27 protein-coding genes, 2 tRNA genes and 1 riboswitch are annotated in these 21,517 nt (G+C 46.4%); of the genes, 17 read left to right on the top strand and 12 right to left on the bottom strand.

Annotated features, from left to right (window positions below; all coding sequences use genetic code 11):
- Positions 1-33 precede the first annotated feature (33 nt).
- The 10 genes from A2X74_RS07105 (at position 34) to A2X74_RS07060 (ending at position 9,129) form a co-directional block, all read left to right on the top strand.
- Positions 34-1,254 carry a CaiB/BaiF CoA-transferase family protein gene (locus A2X74_RS07105; RefSeq protein WP_293625303.1) on the top strand — a complete coding sequence of 407 codons (1,221 nt, stop codon included), beginning with the start codon at positions 34-36 and terminating at the stop codon, positions 1,252-1,254.
- A gap of 5 nt (positions 1,255-1,259) precedes the next feature.
- A complete protein-coding gene (locus tag A2X74_RS07100) occupies positions 1,260-2,492 on the top strand; it encodes an MFS transporter (protein WP_293625305.1) in 1,233 nt (410 codons plus the stop codon).
- Between the two features lie 6 nt (positions 2,493-2,498).
- The gene (locus A2X74_RS07095; protein WP_293625307.1) at positions 2,499-2,639 is read left to right on the top strand and encodes a hypothetical protein; all 141 of its coding nucleotides are present in this window, start codon (positions 2,499-2,501) and stop codon (positions 2,637-2,639) included.
- 59 nt (positions 2,640-2,698) lie between these two features.
- Positions 2,699-2,773: transfer RNA gene (locus A2X74_RS07090), tRNA-Arg, on the top strand.
- A gap of 213 nt (positions 2,774-2,986) precedes the next feature.
- Positions 2,987-3,838 carry an NUDIX domain-containing protein gene (locus A2X74_RS07085; RefSeq protein WP_299765068.1) on the top strand — a complete coding sequence of 284 codons (852 nt, stop codon included), beginning with the start codon at positions 2,987-2,989 and terminating at the stop codon, positions 3,836-3,838.
- An 84-nt stretch (positions 3,839-3,922) separates the two neighbouring features.
- Positions 3,923-4,030, top strand: a riboswitch (TPP riboswitch).
- A gap of 40 nt (positions 4,031-4,070) precedes the next feature.
- Positions 4,071-6,008, top strand: a complete 1,938-nt coding sequence (gene thiC / locus A2X74_RS07080; protein ID WP_363925340.1) for a phosphomethylpyrimidine synthase ThiC — start codon at positions 4,071-4,073, stop codon at positions 6,006-6,008.
- Positions 6,009-7,139: an FAD-dependent oxidoreductase gene (locus A2X74_RS07075; RefSeq protein WP_293625313.1), complete on the top strand. Its 1,131-nt coding sequence runs from the start codon at positions 6,009-6,011 to the stop codon at positions 7,137-7,139.
- Positions 7,130-7,327, top strand: coding sequence for a sulfur carrier protein ThiS (gene thiS / locus A2X74_RS07070; protein ID WP_293625315.1), 198 nt, complete (start codon positions 7,130-7,132; stop codon positions 7,325-7,327). Before A2X74_RS07075 ends, thiS begins: the two co-directional genes overlap by 10 nt.
- A 44-nt stretch (positions 7,328-7,371) precedes the next feature.
- Complete coding sequence (locus A2X74_RS07065) at positions 7,372-8,190, top strand: thiazole synthase (RefSeq protein ID WP_293625362.1); 819 nt, start codon at positions 7,372-7,374, stop codon at positions 8,188-8,190.
- A gap of 12 nt (positions 8,191-8,202) precedes the next feature.
- Positions 8,203-9,129 carry a thiamine phosphate synthase gene (locus A2X74_RS07060; RefSeq protein WP_293625317.1) on the top strand — a complete coding sequence of 309 codons (927 nt, stop codon included), beginning with the start codon at positions 8,203-8,205 and terminating at the stop codon, positions 9,127-9,129.
- A 20-nt stretch (positions 9,130-9,149) separates the two neighbouring features.
- Here A2X74_RS07060 and thiD read toward each other — a convergent pair whose 3' ends face one another.
- On the bottom strand, positions 9,150-10,034 hold the full coding sequence (gene thiD / locus A2X74_RS07055; RefSeq protein WP_293625319.1) for a bifunctional hydroxymethylpyrimidine kinase/phosphomethylpyrimidine kinase: 885 nt from the start codon (positions 10,032-10,034) through the stop codon (positions 9,150-9,152).
- A gap of 21 nt (positions 10,035-10,055) precedes the next feature.
- Between thiD and A2X74_RS07050 the strand changes: the two genes are divergently transcribed.
- Positions 10,056-10,131, top strand: a tRNA-Asn gene (locus tag A2X74_RS07050).
- 63 nt (positions 10,132-10,194) lie between these two features.
- Here the strand turns inward: A2X74_RS07050 and A2X74_RS07045 are convergent.
- The gene (locus A2X74_RS07045; RefSeq protein ID WP_293625321.1) at positions 10,195-10,779 is read right to left on the bottom strand and encodes a hypothetical protein; all 585 of its coding nucleotides are present in this window, start codon (positions 10,777-10,779) and stop codon (positions 10,195-10,197) included.
- Between the two features lie 224 nt (positions 10,780-11,003).
- Here A2X74_RS07045 and A2X74_RS07040 point away from each other — a divergent pair, with 224 nt between their 5' ends.
- The 3 genes from A2X74_RS07040 to A2X74_RS07030 are packed head-to-tail and all read left to right on the top strand — an operon-like array spanning position 11,004 to position 13,784.
- On the top strand, positions 11,004-12,305 hold the full coding sequence (locus A2X74_RS07040; RefSeq protein WP_293625323.1) for a U32 family peptidase: 1,302 nt from the start codon (positions 11,004-11,006) through the stop codon (positions 12,303-12,305).
- A 22-nt stretch (positions 12,306-12,327) separates the two neighbouring features.
- A complete protein-coding gene (locus tag A2X74_RS07035; protein WP_293625325.1) occupies positions 12,328-12,855 on the top strand; it encodes a hypothetical protein in 528 nt (175 codons plus the stop codon).
- A 20-nt stretch (positions 12,856-12,875) separates the two neighbouring features.
- A complete protein-coding gene (locus A2X74_RS07030) occupies positions 12,876-13,784 on the top strand; it encodes a transporter (protein ID WP_293625327.1) in 909 nt (302 codons plus the stop codon).
- Between the two features lie 2 nt (positions 13,785-13,786).
- Here the strand turns inward: A2X74_RS07030 and A2X74_RS07025 are convergent, their stop codons facing one another.
- Both A2X74_RS07025 and A2X74_RS07020 read right to left on the bottom strand, forming a co-directional pair.
- On the bottom strand, positions 13,787-15,454 hold the full coding sequence (locus A2X74_RS07025) for an AMP-binding protein (RefSeq protein ID WP_293625329.1): 1,668 nt from the start codon (positions 15,452-15,454) through the stop codon (positions 13,787-13,789).
- Positions 15,455-15,481: 27 nt separating this feature from the next.
- Positions 15,482-16,045, bottom strand: coding sequence for a 5'-methylthioadenosine nucleosidase (locus tag A2X74_RS07020; protein ID WP_293625331.1), 564 nt, complete (start codon positions 16,043-16,045; stop codon positions 15,482-15,484).
- 11 nt (positions 16,046-16,056) lie between these two features.
- Here A2X74_RS07020 and A2X74_RS07015 point away from each other — a divergent pair, with 11 nt between their 5' ends.
- Positions 16,057-16,575: an adenine phosphoribosyltransferase gene (locus A2X74_RS07015; RefSeq protein ID WP_293625333.1), complete on the top strand. Its 519-nt coding sequence runs from the start codon at positions 16,057-16,059 to the stop codon at positions 16,573-16,575.
- A 5-nt stretch (positions 16,576-16,580) separates the two neighbouring features.
- Here the strand turns inward: A2X74_RS07015 and A2X74_RS07010 are convergent, their stop codons facing one another.
- The 6 genes from A2X74_RS07010 to A2X74_RS06985 all read right to left on the bottom strand — a co-directional run bounded on the left by A2X74_RS07010 (position 16,581) and on the right by A2X74_RS06985 (position 18,599).
- Positions 16,581-16,862 carry a YqjK-like family protein gene (locus A2X74_RS07010; protein WP_293625335.1) on the bottom strand — a complete coding sequence of 94 codons (282 nt, stop codon included), beginning with the start codon at positions 16,860-16,862 and terminating at the stop codon, positions 16,581-16,583.
- Positions 16,859-17,230 carry a phage holin family protein gene (locus A2X74_RS07005; RefSeq protein ID WP_293625337.1) on the bottom strand — a complete coding sequence of 124 codons (372 nt, stop codon included), beginning with the start codon at positions 17,228-17,230 and terminating at the stop codon, positions 16,859-16,861. The genes A2X74_RS07010 and A2X74_RS07005 overlap by 4 nt, the downstream gene beginning before the upstream one ends.
- 6 nt (positions 17,231-17,236) lie before the next feature.
- Positions 17,237-17,572: a DUF883 family protein gene (locus A2X74_RS07000; RefSeq protein WP_293625339.1), complete on the bottom strand. Its 336-nt coding sequence runs from the start codon at positions 17,570-17,572 to the stop codon at positions 17,237-17,239.
- A 65-nt stretch (positions 17,573-17,637) separates the two neighbouring features.
- Positions 17,638-18,078 carry a Smr/MutS family protein gene (locus A2X74_RS06995; protein WP_293625341.1) on the bottom strand — a complete coding sequence of 147 codons (441 nt, stop codon included), beginning with the start codon at positions 18,076-18,078 and terminating at the stop codon, positions 17,638-17,640.
- A gap of 43 nt (positions 18,079-18,121) precedes the next feature.
- On the bottom strand, positions 18,122-18,418 hold the full coding sequence (locus tag A2X74_RS06990; RefSeq protein WP_293625343.1) for a hypothetical protein: 297 nt from the start codon (positions 18,416-18,418) through the stop codon (positions 18,122-18,124).
- A gap of 1 nt (position 18,419) precedes the next feature.
- On the bottom strand, positions 18,420-18,599 hold the full coding sequence (locus A2X74_RS06985; protein ID WP_046330120.1) for a hypothetical protein: 180 nt from the start codon (positions 18,597-18,599) through the stop codon (positions 18,420-18,422).
- A 165-nt stretch (positions 18,600-18,764) separates the two neighbouring features.
- Between A2X74_RS06985 and A2X74_RS06980 the strand changes: the two genes are divergently transcribed.
- A complete protein-coding gene (locus A2X74_RS06980; RefSeq protein ID WP_293625348.1) occupies positions 18,765-20,072 on the top strand; it encodes an amidase in 1,308 nt (435 codons plus the stop codon).
- Positions 20,073-20,112: 40 nt separating this feature from the next.
- Positions 20,113-20,652 carry a hypothetical protein gene (locus A2X74_RS06975; protein ID WP_293625350.1) on the top strand — a complete coding sequence of 180 codons (540 nt, stop codon included), beginning with the start codon at positions 20,113-20,115 and terminating at the stop codon, positions 20,650-20,652.
- A 371-nt stretch (positions 20,653-21,023) separates the two neighbouring features.
- On the opposite strand, the gene A2X74_RS06970 is transcribed toward A2X74_RS06975, so the two are convergent.
- Together A2X74_RS06970 and A2X74_RS06965 are read right to left on the bottom strand one after the other, a co-directional pair.
- The gene (locus A2X74_RS06970; RefSeq protein WP_293625352.1) at positions 21,024-21,203 is read right to left on the bottom strand and encodes a hypothetical protein; all 180 of its coding nucleotides are present in this window, start codon (positions 21,201-21,203) and stop codon (positions 21,024-21,026) included.
- Between the two features lie 18 nt (positions 21,204-21,221).
- Positions 21,222-21,517 (bottom strand): CoA transferase (locus tag A2X74_RS06965; protein WP_299765049.1); only part of this gene is annotated, 296 nt, incomplete at its 5' end.

The raw sequence follows: 21,517 nt of genomic DNA, 5'->3' as shown, positions 1-21,517 counted from the left end.
CAATTACCCCTATATTCATGCCAAAATTGACGGATGGGAGCCTTAAGTCATATTCGCGTTTTAGACCTCAGCCGTGTGCTTGCCGGCCCGTGGTGCGCACAAAACCTCGCCGATCTTGGCGCAGATGTTATTAAAGTGGAACGTCCAGGCGTAGGAGACGATACCCGGCACTGGGGGCCTCCATTTGTGAAAGATGCCCAGGGCAATGACACCTTAGAAACAGCCTATTTCATCTGTATTAACCGCAATAAACGCTCCATTACGGTCGATATCAGCAAGCCTGAAGGTCAAGAAATCATTCGCCAACTGGCCAAAGAGTCTGATGTTGTCATTGAAAACTACAAAGTTGGCGATTTAGCCAAATACGGTCTGGACTATGAAAGCCTCAAAAAGGTCAAATCTGACCTGATTTACTGCTCTATTACTGGTTTTGGCCAAAATGGTCCGTATGCACATCGCCCTGGTTACGACTTCATCATCCAAGGAATGGGTGGTTTTATGAGTGTTACCGGTGAAGCAGATGACTTTCCGGGGGCAAGTCCGCAAAAAGCTGGGGTCGCTATTGCCGATATCTTTACCGGAATGTATGCCAGCACCGCCATCTTGGCTGCAGTCGTCCACCGAGATAAAACGGGACAGGGTCAATATATTGATATGGCTTTGCTAGATACGCAGATTGCCGTGATGGCCAATGTCTCTAGCGCCTATTTATGCTCAGACAAGGTACCTCGTCGCTGGGGCAATGCCTCACCTATCATCGTTCCCTACCAAACCTTCCCAACCTCAGATGGCTGGATGATTGTGGCAGTCGGTAACGATGGGCAGTTCAAGCACTTTGTGACAGCCGGTGGCGAGGCCCACTTAGCTGAAAATGCACTCTACTGCAATAATCCATTGCGAGTTGAGAATCGTAAGTCATTGATTCCATTGCTAGAAGTCATGACCCGCCGTAAAACAAAGGCTGAGTGGATTAGTCTTTTAGAAGCGGCAAACGTGCCTTGTGGACCGATAAATAACTTTGAAGAAGTGTTTGATAACGAGCAAGTGAAGGCCCGTGGCGTCCAAATTGATGTTCCACACCCCACAGCAGGCAATATGAAGCTGGTTGGCAGCCCAATGCGTCTATCGGAGACCCCAGTAGAAGTCCGCATGGCCCCACCCACCTTGGGTCAGCATACCGATGAAATCCTTCGGGAGCGTCTTGGCCTTGATACTCAGGCTATTACCGCCCTGAAAGAACAGGGTATTACTTAAAACCAATGTCCCAGAGCACTGCTAGCCAAAAACTATCACTTAAACAAGTGCTGATTTTTGGCGGCCTCATGGTGACTTTTTCCATGGGAATCCGCCATGGATTTGGCCTCTTTAATCTACCCATCACTATGGAAAATGGCTGGGGCCGTGAAACCTTCGCCCTAACAATTGCGTTACAGAATTTGATTTGGGGTGCATTTCAACCGATTACTGGCGCATTAGCTGATCGTTATGGCGCTCTCAAAATTATGGTGGCCGGTGGTGCGCTGTATGCACTCGGTTTAGCTGGCATGGCTATCTCCACAGATGCTTTGAATTTTTCATTAGCCGGTGGTTTGCTGATTGGTCTTGCACAAACTGCAACGACCTATAGCGTCGTTTATGGAATCTTAGGTCGCAACGTTGCCGCAGAAAAAAGAGTGTGGGCGATGGGCATTGCTGCAGCCGCAGGATCATTTGGACAGTTCCTCATGATTCCGGTGGAGCAAGGATTACTCAGCAGCTTTGGCGCTAATGATGCACTACTCATATTGGCACTAATGGCCAGCCTCATGATTCCCATTGCATTTATGTTGCGTGAACCCAAAGTCATTAATCAACATCAAGGCAATGATCAAACTATCAAGCAAGCCTTAAAGGAAGCAATTCGTAACCCGAGTTTCAAGTTGCTGACTTTAGGATATTTTGTGTGCGGATTTCAGGTGGTATTTATCGCCGTTCATTTAGCGCCCTACCTCAAAGATTTATCTAAGATTTATCCCGATGTTGGTGCACCTGCAGTTGCAACGACTGCGCTAGCTTTAATTGGGCTATTTAATATCTTTGGCACGTATAGCGCCGGAATACTAGGACAACGCTTTCCGAAGCGCTACCTCCTATCAGGCATCTACATCAGCCGATCCCTTGCGATTATGGCTTTTATTTGGCTACCCCTTAGCCCTACCTCCACCTACATCTTTGCAGCAATCATGGGCTTTCTGTGGCTATCTACCATCCCCTTAACCAATGCCATTGTGGCGCAGATATTTGGTGTTAAATATCTGTCAATGCTTTCGGGTCTGGTGTTCTTCTCCCATCAATTAGGCAGTTTTTGTGGGGCATTTCTGGGTGGGTACTTATTTGATCGCACCGGCTCATATCTCATTGTTTGGAACATCGCGATTGCATTGGGTGTGTTTGCGTTCTTAGTCAACCTTCCGGTAAAAGAACGTGCGCTAGAACGCACGTCTCTCGCGTAAGAGTTCATGCAGAAAAAATTTCACCTCCCGCAATGGCTCTTATATTTTTTTGCAGTCATTACTTTGGGCATGATTTTTGTCGCCTACTTTGCTCCCGACATGATGGTTGCAATCACGAACTCAGTATGGGCGATGTGTGGCTGGTAATCAGTGGATAATGTTTCACGCATAACATCTTTTTCAAAAAATAGTTTTTTATTTTTAATCTCGCCGTAGCACAATGGATAGTGCACATGCCTCCTAAGCGTGGGATACAGGTTCGATTCCTGTCGGCGGGACCACTGCAAAATAAAAAACTTATCCACAGGCTTTGTGGATAAATACCGAAAAGTTTTCGTAAGTCATAGATTTGTATAGAGTGACCTAGCTTGCCTAAATTATGAGCATTCATTTCTGACAAAAAAATAAATAAAGATCTGTTGACAATTCAAATTCATTTATAGATTTTTAGACTACTTTTTTCAGTATTTTTAATTTCTCTTACACTGAGGGCTATGCACAAGCCCACCCATATGCTCGCCACTAGCACTATCGCCGCCTTGGAGGAGATGCTCCAAAATGCGGCCAGATCTGCTCCACCAGATTTCTTGCCTATCCATTTTTTAGGGGGCAGCTCGGCAGGACAGCTAATTGGGCATCTCAACCCTGAGTTCATTCCCTATTTACAAGAATCTTTGGCTAAAAACCCCATCCCTCATATCGAATTGGGTCATGATCGCCTCACGATTCGTCATGAAAGACCTTTGGCGCTCTCCCAGAGCCTAGCGAAATTGGCTGATCGGATGCACCAAGGCGGGTTTATTCCTGGTTGGCGACATGAGGATTTCGCCTGGATTGACCAAAATGGACATGAATACTTCCGTTTAGAGCGCTCTGTTTTCCGTACTTTTGGCTTTCGAAGTATGGCAACGCACATTAATGGCTACACCAAGGCGGGCAATCTTTGGCTTGGCCGCCGTAGCGAAACAAAGCCTACTGACCCAGGTCGCCTGGATAACTTGGCCGCAGGCGGCATTGGCGCTGATGAAACCCCCTGGGTTAATGCCCGCAGGGAGCTATGGGAAGAAGCGGGTGTTCCACCCCAGATTTCTGATCAGATAGAGCCAGTTGGCAGGATTCATATGCGTCGCCCCATTCCAGGGCGTGGTTTTCATGATGAGCAGCTCTATGTCTATGACTTGGAGCTTGCGGATAACTTTGTACCCACCAATCATGACGGCGAAGTCAGTGGTTTTATTGAAATCTCGCTTTCAGAGGCTGCCGCACGCATTTTGGCCGATGAATTCACTAGCGATGCCGCATTTGTGACAGCAGACTTCATTTTGCGCAACACCAAACCAGCTTAGATTCCCAGTCCTGGACTAATCTTCTGTTCACCACTTGATTTTGGTCACCCAGCTTGGCGTGATTTCGTGGTTAAATAAGTCCTAAGGATGAAACAGGGGTGCCCTCTGAGTGATTTTTACTACGAGGCGCTGAGAAAGACCCTATAACCCGATCCAGGTAATGCTGGCGTGGGGAGTTTTCCATCAGACCGTCACCCGGTTTCGTCCATCTAATTACAGTCAGGAGATGGACATGAGTGATACCAAAAATAAAACCAAACAAGAAATTCCAAGCTTAAAAAGCTTAGAGCGTGACTTCGGCCAAAAGTTTGCCTATCCCGCTTCCACCAAAACCTATTTAGAGGGCTCACGTCCAGATATCAAAGCACCGATTCGCATGATTGAGCAGTTATCAACACGCGTAGGTGAAGAGATGGTTCCCAATCCACCTGTTCCTGTTTACGACACATCAGGCCCTTATAGCGATCCCGATATTGTGATCAATCTTGAAAAAGGCTTGCCGCTATTACGCAAGAACTGGATTGAAGAACGTGGTGACACAGTGCAATTGGCTGGACCAAGTTCTGAGTACGGCGTTGCGCGCTCACAAGATGCTGCGACACAGAATTTGCGTTTTGCTCATATCAATCCTCCGCGCGTTGCTAAAGCCGGCAGCAATGTCAGCCAAATGTATTACGCCCGCAAAGGCATCGTGACCCCTGAAATGGAATACGTTGCTTTGCGCGAGTCTATGGGTCTAGAGCAATTACGCAAGAACCCTGAATACAAACAACTTCTCAAGCAACATCCTGGTAAGAGCTATGGCGCCAATTTGCCTGACATTGTTACTGGTGAGTTTGTGCGCTCCGAGATCGCTGCTGGTCGCGCAATTATTCCAGCCAATATCAATCATCCAGAGCTAGAGCCCATGATTATTGGTCGTAACTTCCGCGTGAAGATTAACGGCAACCTCGGCAACTCTGCTGTGACCTCCTCCATTAATGAGGAAGTAGAAAAAATGGTGTGGTCTATCCGTTGGGGCGCAGATACCATCATGGATCTGTCTACTGGTAAACATATTCATGAAACCCGTGAGTGGATTATTCGTAACTCACCCGTTCCGATTGGCACAGTTCCAATCTACCAAGCACTCGATAAGACCGGTGGTATTGCGGAAGACCTCACTTGGGAAATGTTCCGCGATACCTTAGTTGAGCAAGCTGAACAGGGTGTGGATTACTTCACTATTCATGCTGGCGTATTGCTGCGTTATGTTCCACTCACAGCTGATCGTATTACTGGCATTGTTTCTCGCGGTGGCTCGATTATGGCGAAGTGGTGTTTAGCTCACCATAAAGAAAACTTCCTCTATACGAAGTTTGATGAGATCTGCGAAATCATGAAAGCCTATGACGTGTCATTTAGCTTAGGCGATGGTTTGCGTCCAGGCTGTATTGCTGACTCGAATGATGCTGCGCAGTTTGGCGAACTCCATACTCTTGGCGAATTGACTGCCAAAGCCTGGAAGCATGATGTGCAAGTCATGATTGAAGGCCCTGGTCACGTGCCAATGCAGCGCATTGAAGAGAACATGACTGAGGAGCTCAAGCACTGCTTAGAAGCACCTTTCTATACCCTGGGACCATTGATTACTGATATCGCTCCTGGCTATGATCACATCACCAGCGGTATTGGTGCTGCGCAAATTGGTTGGTACGGTACAGCCATGCTGTGCTATGTCACACCAAAAGAGCATTTAGGTTTGCCAGATAAAGAAGATGTCCGCACCGGCATCATCACTTATAAGATTGCTGCTCATGGTGCAGACTTGGCTAAAGGTTTGCCAGGCGCTCAAGTTCGTGACAACGCTTTATCCAAAGCGCGTTTTGAGTTCCGCTGGGAAGATCAATTTAATCTCGGCCTAGATCCTGAGCGTGCCCGTGAATACCACGATGCAACCCTGCCTGCTGAAGGTGCCAAGATTGCCCACTTCTGCTCCATGTGTGGCCCGAAGTTCTGCTCGATGAAGATCACTCAAGAAGTGCGTGATTACGCAGCAACTTTGGATGCGAATGGCAACCCGAAAGCGAAGGTCATTCCGATCACTGCAGAAGCCTCTACCGATCCCCAAAAAGGCATGGAAGAGATGTCAGCAGAGTTCCGTAAGCGCGGTAGCGAGATTTATCAGTAAGTGAACAGCGCGTTCTCAAACGGCAAATATGCCATCATTGGCGCCGGCCTTATGGGTCGGTTGCTAGCGGTCGCACTTGCTAAGCGTGGTGCTCGTGTAGAGCTGTTTGAGAAAGGCACTTCAGATGCTGCGAATTCAGCGGCACGTATTGCTGCTGCTATGTTGGCTCCACTCGCAGAATCTGCCATCACAGAAGATAATGTCGTGCGTATGGGCATTCATAGCCTGCCGCGGTGGAAGCAAATTATTGATGAGCTTGCTAAACCTGTTTTTTTTCAACAAGATGGCACTTTAATCTTGTGGCATCGCCAAGATGCTAGTGATGCGGAACGCTTTATTTCCCATTTGGAGCACAATTGCGCTCACAATCAGGCGCTTGCTAAGCCAATTCAGCTGGATAGCCAATCTCTTGCAGAAATTGAGCCTGGTGTTGCTGAGCGCTTTACTCAAGGCCTCTATCTACCTAATGAAGGACAGCTAGATAACCGTCAGCTTCTAGAAGCTTTATTGGTTGAACTCACTCTCATGAAGGTGCCTTGTCATTGGAATCAATCTACTGACCCAGAGCAACTTCGTAAACCAGAAAATGGTTTTGATTGGGTAATTGATTGTCGCGGTCTTGGTGCCAAAGATGCCGCCAAGAATTTGCGTGGCGTACGTGGTGAAGTTATTCGCTTACATGCACCTGAAGTCAAGCTGCGTCGCCCTACTCGTCTAATCCATCCGCGTTACCCGATTTATATTGCCCCAAAAGAAGATGACGTCTATGTTGTTGGAGCAACAGAAATTGAATCTGAGGATTTATCCCCCATGAGTGTGCGCTCAGCCATGGAATTACTCAGTGCAGTCTACACAGTTCACAGTGGATTTGCCGAAGCCCGTATTTTGGAAATGGCAACGCAGTGTCGCCCTACGCTGAAAGATAATTTGCCGGAGATATCTCTTGATCACAAACCAGATCAATCTAATCTCATGATGATCAATGGACTCTATCGACATGGCTTCATGATCTCACCAGCGATTTTGGATTGCGCATTAGAAGTGTTGGGCTCAGGATCAAGCCCTACCGCTATGAAGCTCGGCTTAGGGCTAACCGGCTCGATCCCTCAGGAGTTCAGCGCATGCGCATAATGGTCAATCAAGTCGCCAAAGAGGTTCCGGATAACAGCACAATTGATGATGTACTGGTCATGATTGATGCGCAACCCCCATTTGCTGTTGCAATCAATTATGAATTCGTTCCTAAGACTAGACATGCCGAAGAAGTATTGCGTGAAGGCGATGAAATGGAAGTGATTTCCCCTGTGACTGGTGGCTAAGTCCGCGATGAATATAGAAAAACAGATAAAAGTACTTGATTAAGATGACAGCCCCTTTACCGAATCCTTTAAATACTGCAGACCCATTGGTGCTTTATGGGGAGACCTTTGCTAGCCGTTTATTGCTGGGGACATCACGCTACCCTTCTCCACAAGTTTTAGAGAATGCCGTGAAGCAATCTAATCCTGGAATGATTACAGTAAGTCTACGCAGACAAGGCACCTCGACAACTGAAGCACATTCTGGATTTTGGGATCTCCTTAAGAAAATGGCTGTGCCAGTTTTACCGAATACCGCAGGTTGCCATAGCCCTAAAGAAGTCATCGCTACTGCTCAAATGGCGCGCGAAGTATTTGAAACCAACTGGATTAAGTTGGAACTCATCGGTGATGACTACACGTTGCAGCCAGATACCTTGCGCCTAGTCTCTACTGCAGAAACCTTAATTAAGGATGGCTTTAAGGTCTTACCTTATTGCACCGAAGATCTCATTCTGTGCCAGCGTTTAGTCGATGTCGGATGCCAAGCAGTCATGCCTTGGGCTGCTCCGATCGGGACAGGTCAAGGCCCTTTAAATCCTTACGCATTAAAACTCTTACGTGATCGTTTGAAAGTGCCACTCTTGGTGGATGCTGGCTTGGGCCTTCCCTCACATGCCTGCACTGTAATGGAGTGGGGTTTTGACGGGGTCTTGCTCAATACTGCGGTTGCGCTAGCTGATGATCCCGTAGCCATGGCTAAAGCGTTTGCAATGTCAGTGGATGCTGGTCGCACCGCCCACCTCTCGGGCGCTATGAAAGCCCAGCAGTCAGCACAAGCCAGCACGCCTTTGGTTGGCACACCCTTCTGGCATCAAAGTTAAAGATCAATACTCATGAGCTTAGTTCGCGACCTTGCGGATCAAATTGTTGCAGCCCATAGCAAAGAGGATTTATGTCTACCTATTCCGAGCTTTAGCCTAAACGCGCCTCCACCACAAATTGATAACGAGCATGCGTCAGACCATTATGAGTTGGCTGGCACAGTTGCTGCGATTGCAATGGGTTTTATTGAATGTGATGCCAAGGTTTTAGGTAAAGCCTGGTCGCGCATGGTTCATCAAGATGGTGGTTTTAATCCATTTAAGTGGCCATCAAGACCAGAGCATTTTGATCTCTTGCCCTGGACCCGGAATATGAATCCCAATGCTTTTGCAGAGTGTCCAAAGCGTTTAGGTTTATATGCTGTGATGCCCGATGCCGATTGGGTGAAGCGCATGGTGGATGCGGAGATTCCAACAGTTCAACTGCGTCTTAAATCCGAAGACAAAAAACTGATTAAAAAACAAATTAATGAATCCGTTAAAGCAGTTGAAGGCAGCAGAACTTTACTGTTTATAAACGACTACTGGCAAGAGGCGATTGAGGCTGGTGCTTATGGTATTCATCTGGGGCAAGAGGATTTAGAAACGGCTGATTTGGATACCATTCGAGCCGAAGGTCTGAGGCTGGGTTTAAGTACTCACGGCTATGCCGAGATGGTGCATGCCGATCGTTTCTGCCCTAGCTATATCGCGATGGGTGCAGTCTTCCCAACCAATCTTAAAAAGATGGCCACTGCGCCACAAGGTTTAGGTCGTTTATATAAATACGCTCAATTAATGAACCACTATCCCCTAGTCGCTATTGGTGGTATTGATGAGGGAAGTATTCATGCCGTGGCACAAAGTGGCGTGGGATCAGTTGCTGTTGTCAGAGCAATTAGCGGCGCAAGTGACCCCAAGGCTGCAGTAAAACGCTTACAAGAGCTAATGAAAACCTAAGGTATTAAACCTAGGCTTAATTAATACTTACCCTCTTCATCCGGCAATGCAGTTTTGTAAAAATCATGCATGTGCCACAAGGGACCAGGCCCCTCACCAATGCTTAAGAAACGCCCTGCTTCTAAGCCAGCCTCCACATAAGAAATTGCCTTTGCTACAGAGTGTGGCAAATCATGACCATCTGCTAAGTAAGTTGCAATAGCTGAAGCCAAGGAGCAGCCAGTACCGTGGGTATTAGCCGTATTAACTCGGTAGTGTTTGAATTCTTTTGACTGAACCACTTCAAGGCCATCTTCAATCGTTCGCCACATGAGGAAATCGGTCAGTTGAGTATGGGATTTATCGAGGTGCCCACCCTTAATCAAGACTGCTTGGGGACCCATCTCGAGCAACTCTTCTGCTGCCAATTGAAAATCTGCCGCACCAGCAAGCTCTCGACCCAAAAGTAGGCCGGCCTCTTCAAGATTGGGGGTGATTAATGTTGCCATTGGGAATAAATCTGCAATCATGGCCTGGGCAGTATCGTCACCCCCAAGACTAGCGCCCGATGTTGCCCTTAATACGGGATCCAAGACGATTCTTTTGGCTCCATGACGCTTGAGGGCTGATGCCACAGTGTGAACGATTTCTGGGCTAGCCAACATGCCGATTTTGACGATGTCTACCCCAATATCCATAAATACCGCATCGATCTGAGCTTCCACTACATCGAGGTCTATGTCCTGAATACGACTTACCCCAAGAGTGTTCTGGGCCGTAATGGCAGTGATGACCGACATCCCGTATCCGCCAAGGGCTGTAATGACTTTGAGGTCCGCCTGGATGCCTGCGCCACCGCCACTATCGGACCCGGCTATGGTCAATACTTTAGGGATCTGTATAGAAGTTGGAGTGAGTGATTTCATCTTGCTATAATATCGGCTTATTCCTCGATAGCTCAGTTGGTAGAGCGCCGGACTGTTAATCCGTAGGTCCCTGGTTCGAGCCCAGGTCGAGGAGCCAAATATAAGAAAACCACCTTTTTAGGTGGTTTTTTCTTTTTTGCTTCTAATGAAGTGATTAAGCTTAGATCAACCCCTTCTTTTTTAGATTGGCTAGCCGGTTATTAAGGGTTTTAATGGTGAGGAGATTGAGCTTGTCTCCCTCGGACCAATTGCTGCCCTTCCACTCAATTCCTTCTACTGTCACATTGGCAAATGGTTCTTTACCTTCTTTTGCGTAGCCCTCTAATATGGCAATGAGTTGGGGACGATCATCAGACCCACCGGCATCTTTTATAGCATCCAAGATGGGTTTAGTGATGGTGTCGCTGTAAGTAACTTTGGAGGCTGGATGTTTTACTGCTGCAGGTTCTTCAAAGATATATTCATGCGGCCACTCAAATACATTTCTGGCGGAATTTTTTACTGACTCTGGACTTACTGCAGTACTTGCAGGAATTTTTGGGTCGGTTGGTAAATTGAGTTCCGTAATCCAGGCTTCGAATTCTGCAATACGAGCATAGCGCTTTTCTTCACTATCGCGTTTTTGCTCCTCCTGGGATAACAATAAGGTGACCCAGGCCCAGGCGATGTCTTTAGGTATGGCAAACTCTTGCGCCAAAATGCCGCTCGCTTTTTTCAGGATTGGCTTGGATGTGAGTTTTGTCATTGCGTTCTTTCTGATTCTTTAATAAATGCCTTCAATTTCGGGTGGATAGCTCAAGGGAAGGCTCCCTGTTCTTTTTTGACAATACTAGCCACAGACCCCGTAGGATACTCTTCATAGCTGGTAATTAGCCTCGAATGGTGGGATAAAGACATGCCTGATGGCTGCCAGAGCTCGGTGTTGCTGCAAATCTACCAAGAATGTCTGTATTCACTAAAATAGCCTCCATGACCAAGATCCCAGAACTTTTAGCCCCTGCCGGTAGCCTTTCCATGCTGCGTACCGCCTTTGACTTTGGTGCTGACGCCATTTATGCCGGACAGCCTCGTTATTCACTCCGAGTTCGCAATAACGACTTCGGAAAAATGGAAACGCTCAAAGAAGGTATTGATACCGCGCATGCTTTAGGTAAAAAGTTTTATCTAGTCTCTAACTTGTTGCCACATGGCGGCAAGACGCGCACCTACATTCAAGACATGGATCCTGTAGTTGCATTGAAGCCTGATGCCATGATCATGTCAGATCCTGGCCTAATCATGATGGCTAGAGAGGCTTGGCCTGATATGCCGATTCATTTATCAGTTCAGGCTAATACAGTGAATGGCGCCTCTGCGAAGTTCTGGCGCTCTGTTGGTATTAGTCGCGTGATTCTGTCGCGTGAGCTTTCTTTTGATGAAATCGAAGAAGTTCGTCAAGACTGTCCAGAAATGGAATTGGAGGTATTTGTTCATGGCGCTTTATGCATTGCCTACTCAGGTCGCTGCTTGCTATCTGGCTATATGTCACACCGTGACTCCAACCAGGGCGCTTGCACTAACGCCTGTCGCTGGGACTACAAAGTCAAGCCTGGCCAACAAAATACCAGCGGTGATGTAGTTCTTCTTCAAGAGGCACGTCGTCCAGATGATTTGATGCCCATGGAAGAGGATGAGCATGGCACCTACATCATGAACTCAAAAGATTTGCGTGCGATTGAGCATATTGAACGCTTGACCAAAATGGGTGTGGACTCCTTCAAGATTGAGGGTCGTACTAAATCGCCCTATTACGTTTCTCGTACCTGCCAAGCCTATCGTACTGCGATTGATGATGCAGTAGCTGGTCGCCCCATGAATATGTCCCTCATTGGCAATCTAGAGGGCCTTGCAAATCGTGGCTATACAGATGGTTTTTATGAGCGTCACCACGATAAGGAATATCAACTCTATATGCGCGGTCACTCCCTCTCCGGCAGAAGTCTGTATGTTGGTGAAACTTTAGAAATTGATGAGGCCTCTGGTCGCGTCAAGGTGGATGTAAAGAACCGCTTCTCCCTAGGCGACAAATTAGAAATCATTGAGCCCGAGGGTAACCAAGATATGGTGCTAGATGCCATGTGGAATCTCAAAGGTGAGCCTATTGATGTTGCCCCTGGCTCCGGTCACTTTGTTTGGATTCAATTGCCGCTCAAGAGTAAACATGCATTTATTGCTCGCTATACCCAAGAGCCCGCCCCTGTTGAAGCTGGCGGCTCTTGCAGTAACTGCTAATCCAATTTTTTAGAAAGTTTTCATGAACGCAGCTTCTCCTAATTCAGCCCCTACGCATACGCTTAAAGAAAAGGTGAAGGAGGAGTTCATCAAAGCATTCCAGCTGACGGTTTACTTTTCCATTTGGTTTTGTGCTTTAACGCTTTTATCTGTAACCACACTGCATACTCAGTCACTTTCTTTCACCCTTTTTGGCTTTGCGATCATTAAAGCCGCTTTATGCGCCAAGTTTATGCTGATCGCACAAGTGCTATACCCCATCAAAATTAATCAAAGGAGTGGCATCGTCAACTCTCTGTTTCTTGAATCACTCTTTTATATTTTGGTTGTCATCGCATTGAACTATCTTGAAGCAGGAGTTGATGGCGTCATTCATGGCAAAGACTTTATTACCTCCTTAGCGGATTTTGGGCAATCTGACCCCTTGCATGTTTTGGCAATGTCGATTGTCTACTGGTTAATAGTGTGGCCATACTTGATCTTTACCGGCTTTAAACTGGCACTTGGCAGCACAGCAACACATGAACTTTTATTGGGTAAGAAGTCCTAATTCTTTTAGCAAAAAATTTTGTGAACTACACAATACGCTTCCAAACGAGAAGTTCTGTTGCTATTTTTTTTACCGCCTTTCTATTATGGTTAGCACTGCTGCCAAATCTAGTAAGCGCCCAAGAAATCGAAGCGCGCACTTATTCCAATGCGCCCATTGGAATTAATTTCATCAGCGCCGGTGTTGCACAAGCCAAGGCCGGAAATTACACCCTCACCAGTGAGGTGATGGGTCTCACCCATATTTTTGACGCCGGCGGTCAATCCGGAAAAATCACTCTAGTGCTTCCTTATGGCCAACTGAGTGGATCAAGCAGTATTGGTGGGCGCACAGTCAATGCCAGCACTGAAGGGCTATCTGACCCGCTTATCAAGGCTGCAATTAATCTTTACGGCGCTCCAGCATTAACGCTTGATCAATTTAAGGGCTATCAGCAGGATCTTATTGTGGGTGTGAGTCTTGCGGCATCCGTACCATGGGGTAAGTACAACGACAGTCAGCTAATCAATGTAGGCGCCAATCGCTGGTTTATTCAGCCGGGTCTAGGCGTGTCTAAGGCGCTTGGCCCATGGAGATTGGAGTTGGCAGGTGCGGGTATTTTTTATACCAGCAACACTGACTTTATGGGCGGTAACTCACTCTCTCAAAACCCAGTCTACTCAACTCAGACCCATGCAATTTATTACTTTCAGAATACGGCCTGGATCTCTGTAGATGCCACCTACTTCACTGGTGGGCAATCCTATTTGAATGGAAATCCGATTAGCGGAAACCAAGAAAACTGGCGCTTTGGTACTACGATGTCCTATCCAGTTAATAGACATAACTCTATCCGGCTATCAGCGAGTACTGGCGCGTACTCAAGGACAAATAATAGTTATGACCTGTATGGTATTTCTTGGCAATACCGCTTTGGTGGCGGCTTGTAGTTTTACAAGTCTCGCAAGTGGCGACGTAGGATCTTGCCAACATTGGACTTTGGCATTTCATCAATAAAGGCAATTTTTCTAGGGCGTTTATAACTCGTCATTTGCTCTTTGCAATACTGAATGACTTGAGCCTCGGTGAGTTCAGGCTTATCTTTGACGATATAGGCCTTAACAATCTCACCAAGCTTGCGGTGCGGGAATCCAATGACTGCGCACTCTCTTACGCCTGGCATTAAGGAAATCACCTCTTCAACTTCATTCGGAAATACCTTAAAGCCAGCAACGACGATCATGTCTTTCTTGCGATCTACAATTTGCACATAACCCTCTGGGCTCATGATGCCAATATCGCCGGACTTAAAATAACCCTCAGGGGTAATAAATTGCTCAGTCTCTTCAGGCCTATTCCAATAACCTGCCATCACTTGTGGACCCTTGATACAGATCTCTCCAGGCATGCCAAAAGGAACTTCTTTTCCATCGTCATCCAATATCAACACATCTGTGCTTGGCACTGGCATGCCGATGGATCCAGTAAATTCTTTCACGAAAGGCGTATTGACACATACCACTGGTGATGTTTCCGATAGGCCATAACCCTGAGCAATCGGCACCCCCATCATTTTTTGCCAGAGTTCGGCAGTCTTTCTTTGAACTGCCATACCGCCGCCAATAGTGACTAAGAGATTGGGCAATTTCACTTTGCTAAATTCAGGGCGGTGGATCAGCGCATGAAATAAGGTATTAACACCCGGGAAAATATTAATGTCTGGGTGTTTCATCAGCAACTTAATAAAGCCAGTGATGTCACGCGGATTTGCCACTAACAATAATTTGGCGCCCTTGCGCATGCCAAGCAGGCCGCAGGCAGTCAGAGCGAATATGTGGGTCATTGGTAGCGCGCATAAAAAAACGAGCTGTTGCTGTCGATCCTTCAAGGCAGGCTCAAGCCAAGACTCAATCTGAATGATATTGGCTAGGATATTTCGGTGTAACAAAACAGCGCCTTTAGAAACTCCTGTGGTGCCACCGGTGTATTGCAAAAATGCAATACTGTCTTGCGTTAGATGTGGCTTGGTAAAGCCATGACCGGCGCCTATCTTGAGGGCATGATTAAACTTAACGCAAGGAAAATTCCAATGCGGAATTAGTTTCTTAACATGCCGAGCAATCAAATTAATGATGACGCCCTTGGGTCCTAAGGTTTCACCGAGGCTACTCACAATGACCTTCTTTACAAGTCCTTGATTAGAAATCTCCTGATAAACATGGGCAAAGTTCTCTAACATTACCAAGATGGCTGCACCGCTATCTTGCAATTGATGCTCCAGTTCTCTGGCGGCATAGAGCGGATTAATGTTGACCACCACAAATCCAGCACGCAATGCGCCCAACATTGCAAGTAAATATTGCGGAACATTAGGAAACATAATGCCGATTCGCGATCCTGGTTCTAGACTTAAGGTCTGCAAATAGGCAGCAAAATCTTTTGACAGAATATCTAGCTGACGGTAGCTGATTTTGTGACCCATCGACTCTATTGCAATTCGATCGGGGTAGCTACTAAAAGACTCTTCTAAGAAATCAACGATTGATGCATGACCAGCCAAATCAATCTCATGAGGAACGCCCTCGAGATAATTTTTGAGCCAAGGAAACTTTGGATTCATCAGAAACTATTGGGATTATCTTAATTCTTATGCAATTAATAGATCTTGGAGCTTACTTAAATACAGCTCTTGACCGTGATTGACCTTGTGCTTCCACTCATTTCCTGAGTCTGAATTCGCATCATCAGTCACATACTTAAAGGATTGCCATGGGATATTAAATTGATAGGCAATGCTAGCAATCGCAAATAGCTCCATATCAACAACATCTATACCCTGCTCTTTCAGCCAAGGGTCATGGGCCGTTACAAAACTATCACCCGTGCCACATACATGATCACCATTCAATGAAAGATACTCGACTGGCTTGGGGCAAAAAGGGGTTTGGCCCCTGGGCGCTAGTGGCACAGTCATCATGTCGCGTTGTATCACCCTCCCTATCTCAAGCAAACCAGCAAGAGAGGGATTAATCTTCCCAACAGTGCCAAAGTTAACTATTTGTTTTGGCTCAAATTGATGTATGGCTTGCAGGGTAGCAGCGGTGGCATTAATCTTGCCAACCCCTGAATACACAATACCTACTCCTGGCGGCAAGGCAGCTCGATTGAGTTCGGACTCTAATGCGGTAATAATGAGCAATTGTGTTTTCATGTCAGCCAATAATGAATTTACTAGATTATCTACCCGGAGTGCCTGACTTCCCAAAGCCTGGGATTCTATTTCGGGATATTTCACCCCTACTAGCAAATCCCGCCGCCTTTAAGGAGGCCGTTCTGCAGTTAGAGGCGCTAGCCAAGCAGTTTGACTATAGCCATATTCTGGGCATTGAGTCTCGTGGCTTTATTTTTGGCTCTGCCCTAGCCCATCATGTCCATAAAGGATTTGCACTGGCTAGAAAGCCCAATAAACTGCCATTAGCGAGCCATCGTGAATCCTACGGCCTTGAATATGGATCAGACTCCTTGGAGCTTCAACAGTCAAGCCTACCCGCAGATTCTCGAGTATTAATTGTGGACGATGTTTTGGCCACTGGAGGCACCGTGATTGCCGCTAGTAAGTTACTCAAAAAGGCGGGATTTGAAGTGGCTGGCGCCTTGACCTTTTTAGAGATTGATGTCCTCAAAGGGGGTGACACTCTTACTGCAAATGGTATTTCGAATAAGGCAGTATTAATTGCCTAAAAACTTTACATCAGACTCTTGGCGCTCTTAAGCAATTTCATTGCACCCCAACCAACAGCCAGTACTTTGCTTGCTAGCTTAGGTCGATAGTGAGCGAGTACGGCAAATGCGCTGGTCCAAAGGACTGGGCTACTCTTTAGGAAATGAAAAGCATCTATACCCTTATCAGCCCAAGATAGCGGCTTTTCAATCGGCTTGAAATGTTGGGCGAAATCCACCCGCTCTTGCGCTGCTCGCTCTTGCAGCACTCTTTGCCTAGCTTCCAGTTCTGCCAATTTTTGACTCATCGCTTGGCAAGCTCCTGCTGATCCTTGGCCAACTCCGTAATGGTTGCTTCGAACAACCTAGGCATCGTTTTAAGCGAACGCAAAACTACCAGCGCCAAAATGACGCCTACCGCCAAAAATCCAGTCGTAAGCAAGCTTAATGCGAGCATGCGATCTGCCTCCCAGCTATAAATCACAATCAGTAAGGCCAGCATCACCAAACCAAAAAACAGGAAAAACAAAGTGAAGATGATCATGACTAGCAGACTCAGAAACTTAGCACGTGCAATCTGAACATCTGTAGAAATTAACTCCAAACGGGTTTGGGCAATAGATGCCCCGGTAGAGACGAGATGCTTAAGCGAAGATAAAAGATTTTCTTGTGACATGAGGGCCTAGCGACGACGCAAAAAGAGTCCAATTAAAAGGCCGAGACCAGCAGCAACACCTACAGCCTCCCATGGATTGCGATGAACAAACTCATCAGCACGCTCCGCAACAACTTTAGCCTTTTCAGTTACCGTACCCTCAACAGACGAAAGGCTTTCTTTAGCATTGTTAAGGGTATCCAAAGCTTTTGAACGGATTGCACTCAGCGGACCATCTTCATGGCTTGCGGTTGCCATAATTAGCTCTTCAGCATCAGCCATGAGTGCTTTAAAGTCACCAATCAAATTCTCGGAATTAATTTGAACTTCTTCATGTGTAGCGCTTGGTTTTTTAGCTGTCATTACCGCTCCTAGCCGATGGCAAATGTATAGATGATGGATCTATTCTAAGCAATTCCACGCAGGGATTACAGCAATAGCACTGTCATTCCTGCATTACCTTCCTTGAAGTGCTTAAGATAGGCCTTTAATCCCGGCCTTCTTCTCAAAAGCGCGTGATAAGCCTCGCTGCCAAACGCAGTTTGCTCGCCAAAATGATATTCATCCACCCGATCCGAGAAATAGTTGTTATCCAGGGCATTATGAACAGCCCATTTGATCTTGCCGCCCTCGCCGCTGGCTCCGTATCCATGTATCAAGATCATGGCCTTAATGCCCACCTCAGAGGCTCGGCGTAGACCAATAGTTAATCGATCCAAAGCCTCTTCGGCGCTTGGGCTATCGAACTTTAAATTCATCACTATCGTATCGCTATGCGGGATGGGAAGATCCTCGCTTCCGCATTGACGACATTCCCCGAGCATCCCCCTAGGGTTGCCACACTCTGGGCACTCAAATGAATGGGTCATCAAACTCCCTTATGGGTGACCGAAACAACCCATTCAGAAATCATTAAGAGCAATACTTTGCTTCCAAAGCAGATGCTGAACTTACTTGATCATCCACCATTTGGTTTAAGGTGATTTTGGCCGCATCCTTATTTTCTTGAACCCGCAGATTCACATTGATGAGGCTGGATACATCCTTACGAATAGATGTATTTCCATAGCGCAACTCTTTCAATGTGGAAACGGCTTCAGCAGATATTTTGCATTGCTGACTCACTAATTCAGAAGAGTCAGATGAAGTATTTGCATATGCGAATGCAGCTACGGAGATTGAAACAACGGCTAATAGAGTTTTTTTCATCTTACTTCCTTAATTTATGACCGCATGTTGGACAACAACCTAAATCTTTTGCTTTTGTTTTTCTTAAGGCGGCGTAGACGCTAGATTCTGAAATCTCCATCTTCCTAGCTGCTTGAGCCGCAGTCATCCCCTTCCCTATCCAATCTAAAGCCTGATGTGTTTTTGGTATCGCTCTTCGCATTTCACCTCCTTTATCAATACTATACCACAGAAGTTGTGAAGTTGTGAACTTTATTAACTTGTTGGATTTTAGATACACGGGGTGGAAAATGAAGCCGGGGAAACAGAGTTGCTGGGCTAGTGATACAGTGGCAATCAATCACAATTCATTGAACGAGACATCACCATGAAACCAGCCCTAGGACTAATAGAAGCTTGCAACTTGATCGCAAGTAAGCAGCTATCTGCAAATGATTACCTTGAAGAGTGTGTAGCGCGTGCTGATGAACTGGAGCCCTCTATCAACGCTTTTACTACTAGAGCGCCCTTAGCCAAACTCATTCAAGAGGTTCATCCGGGTCCCCTCATGGGAATTCCGGTGGTTGTGAAAGACTTGATCGATACCAAAGACTTTGTCACTAGCTATGGATCACCTATTTATAAAAACCATATTCCCGCTGAAGATGCCCAAATCGTTGCTCAAGTGCGTAAGCTCGGTGGCGTCATCCTAGGAAAAACAGTCACCACAGAATTTGCTTGGCGCACTCCAGGCAAAACGAGTAACCCCTGGAATCTAGCCCATACCCCTGGCGGATCCTCTAGCGGCTCCGCTGCAGCAGTAGCCAGCGGTATTGCACCATTAGGACTGGGCTCCCAAACTGCCGGCTCCATCATTAGGCCGGCTACTTACTGTGGTGTGGTCGGCTATAAGGCCAGCTTCGGTACCGTACCGCGCCTTGGGGTGCACCCAGTATCCGGCTCCTTAGACCATGTTGGCTTTTTTACAAGATCTGTCGTAGATGCAGCCTATGCATTTAATCTTCTGAAAAATACCAGCGTCATAGAGGATGATGATCGCGTGATTGATGATGTAGTCATTAAACCAATCGGCGAGATACTTCATCAGCGCATGCCTCATATCGCAGTACTGAAAACCCCATTTGATGATTTATTAAGTGATGAGCAAGTCGCCGCAATGAAAGCAGCCCGCGCATCACTGGAGCAGTCAGGCGCTACTACTGAAGTACTTGAACTCCCCGCCTATTACTGGGATGGCATTGAAGCTCTCGCGGTACTCATGTCGTGTGAAGCCGCCATAGTCCACGAGAAGCATCTTGCGCAGCACTCCGAACTCATTAGTGCCGACATTAGGGAATTGGTTCAGAAAGGCAATGCGTATAGCGCCCCTGATTACATTAAGGCAAAGAATCTACAGCAGCGCCTCAGAAAATCTATTGGGGAAGTCTTTAATCGTTTTGATGCTATTTTGGCCCCAGCTGCTACCGGCGAAGCACCAAAAGGCCTGGAATTTACCGGGAATCCTATTTTCTGCTCTTTGTGGAGTTTGATAGGCACCCCAGCCATTGCCCTGCCCTTTACCAAATCTCAGAATGGCCTACCTCTTGGGGTGCAGCTCATCGGAGATGTATTAAATGATCAAAAATTAATCAATATTGCCGCTTTTGCGGAAGACAGTTTTAAAAAGCAGTCCTAGGATTAGGCGACAATAGGATCAGAAATCACAAAGGATAACTATGTACCGAATTATTTTTGTATTGGCAATGAGCTTAGGAATCGTTGCATGCAGCAACAACGATAAAAAGATTAGCGGCTGGGAAGTGAATGATGTCTACCACTCCACCATCGTTACCCCAAACCCGTCAAACAATACCAAGTCATACCAGGGCCCTCCGATCAACTCCATGGATGAGGCAAATACATATCAAATGTTTAGCATTCGGGGTGAGCGTAATAGCCAAGGTACCAAGACCTTTGAAATACTGGCGCAACTGACCTATTTCTCACAGTGGCGTTATTACGATGCCGCATCCCTCAAGGGCAAGCCTCTAACTACATTCAAGGTCGTTGGTAGAGAGGCTGGTGCCTGTGGCGACCGCGGTTGCATCTTTAGAGAGCTGTTATCGATTTCGATTACCGAGTCTTTTCTGAAAGAGCATTTGGATAAAGGTTTCCAAATTAGCTTGAACTCAAAAACGGGTAATGAAACTATTTTGTATATTCCCCCTCAGTACATCAAGGGCTATCTGATGGCGGTAGATGGATCAGCAAGATAGAGAATGTCGAAGGATTGGAAATAAATAAAGGGGCTTTTGAGCCCCTTTATTTATATAAGCATTGGCGGAGACGAGATCTAAATCTAGACCCTCCTAGCAAGTCCACCAATACCCATCAACCCCTTTATTTATATAGGCTTAAGAGCAACCCTACTCCAATCTAACCCATTCTGATTCACTAAAATCTTGGTTTAACTGGTGGGTATGATGGTGGGTAGAGAAAGTTCTAAAACTTGAGAAAAGGGTTTATGAGGCAGATTCGACTATAGCAACCGCCCTAACCCGCTAAAGACCATTATTGGGTGGTCGCGAACTGTATAACAATTGTGGGCACAAGAAATCGTGAGTGAAGCCAAAAAACAAGACTGGCATTATTTACTCCCTACAATAATTTCATTACCGCCACTCAATTGGTATGAATAAATTGAGCTTTGCAAATAATTTTTTCGAACTTTTCTCATTGCCTCTGCTTTAGTTTCGCCATATACATATACCTCACGAATTTTATTTTCACTATTAGAGCTTTCGATAATTTTAAAAATCCATTTCATCTCATTTCTCGCAAAAAATTAGATCACCTTATCGTGTCGGAGACTAATCAACTCATCAGTTGAGTAACCCAATTCACTCAGGATCTCATCAGTATGCTCACCTAACAATGGTGAACGAGTTACATCGGTTGGGCTATCAGACATCTTGATTGGATTACCTACCGTGAGGTATTTGCCTCGAATTGGGTGATCCACTTCGACAACAGTTCCAGTAGCGCGTAATGCTGGCTCTTCTGCGATCTCTTTCATCGACAAAATTGGGCCACAAGGAATATCGTATTTATTCAAGATATCCATAACCTCGAACTTCGTCT

The sequence above is a fragment of the Polynucleobacter sp. GWA2_45_21 genome (assembly GCF_001830325.1).
Lineage (GTDB): Bacteria > Pseudomonadota > Gammaproteobacteria > Burkholderiales > Burkholderiaceae > Polynucleobacter.
Note: the sequence above shows the minus strand (reverse complement) of the source record. Positions and strands in the feature narration are given on the sequence as shown.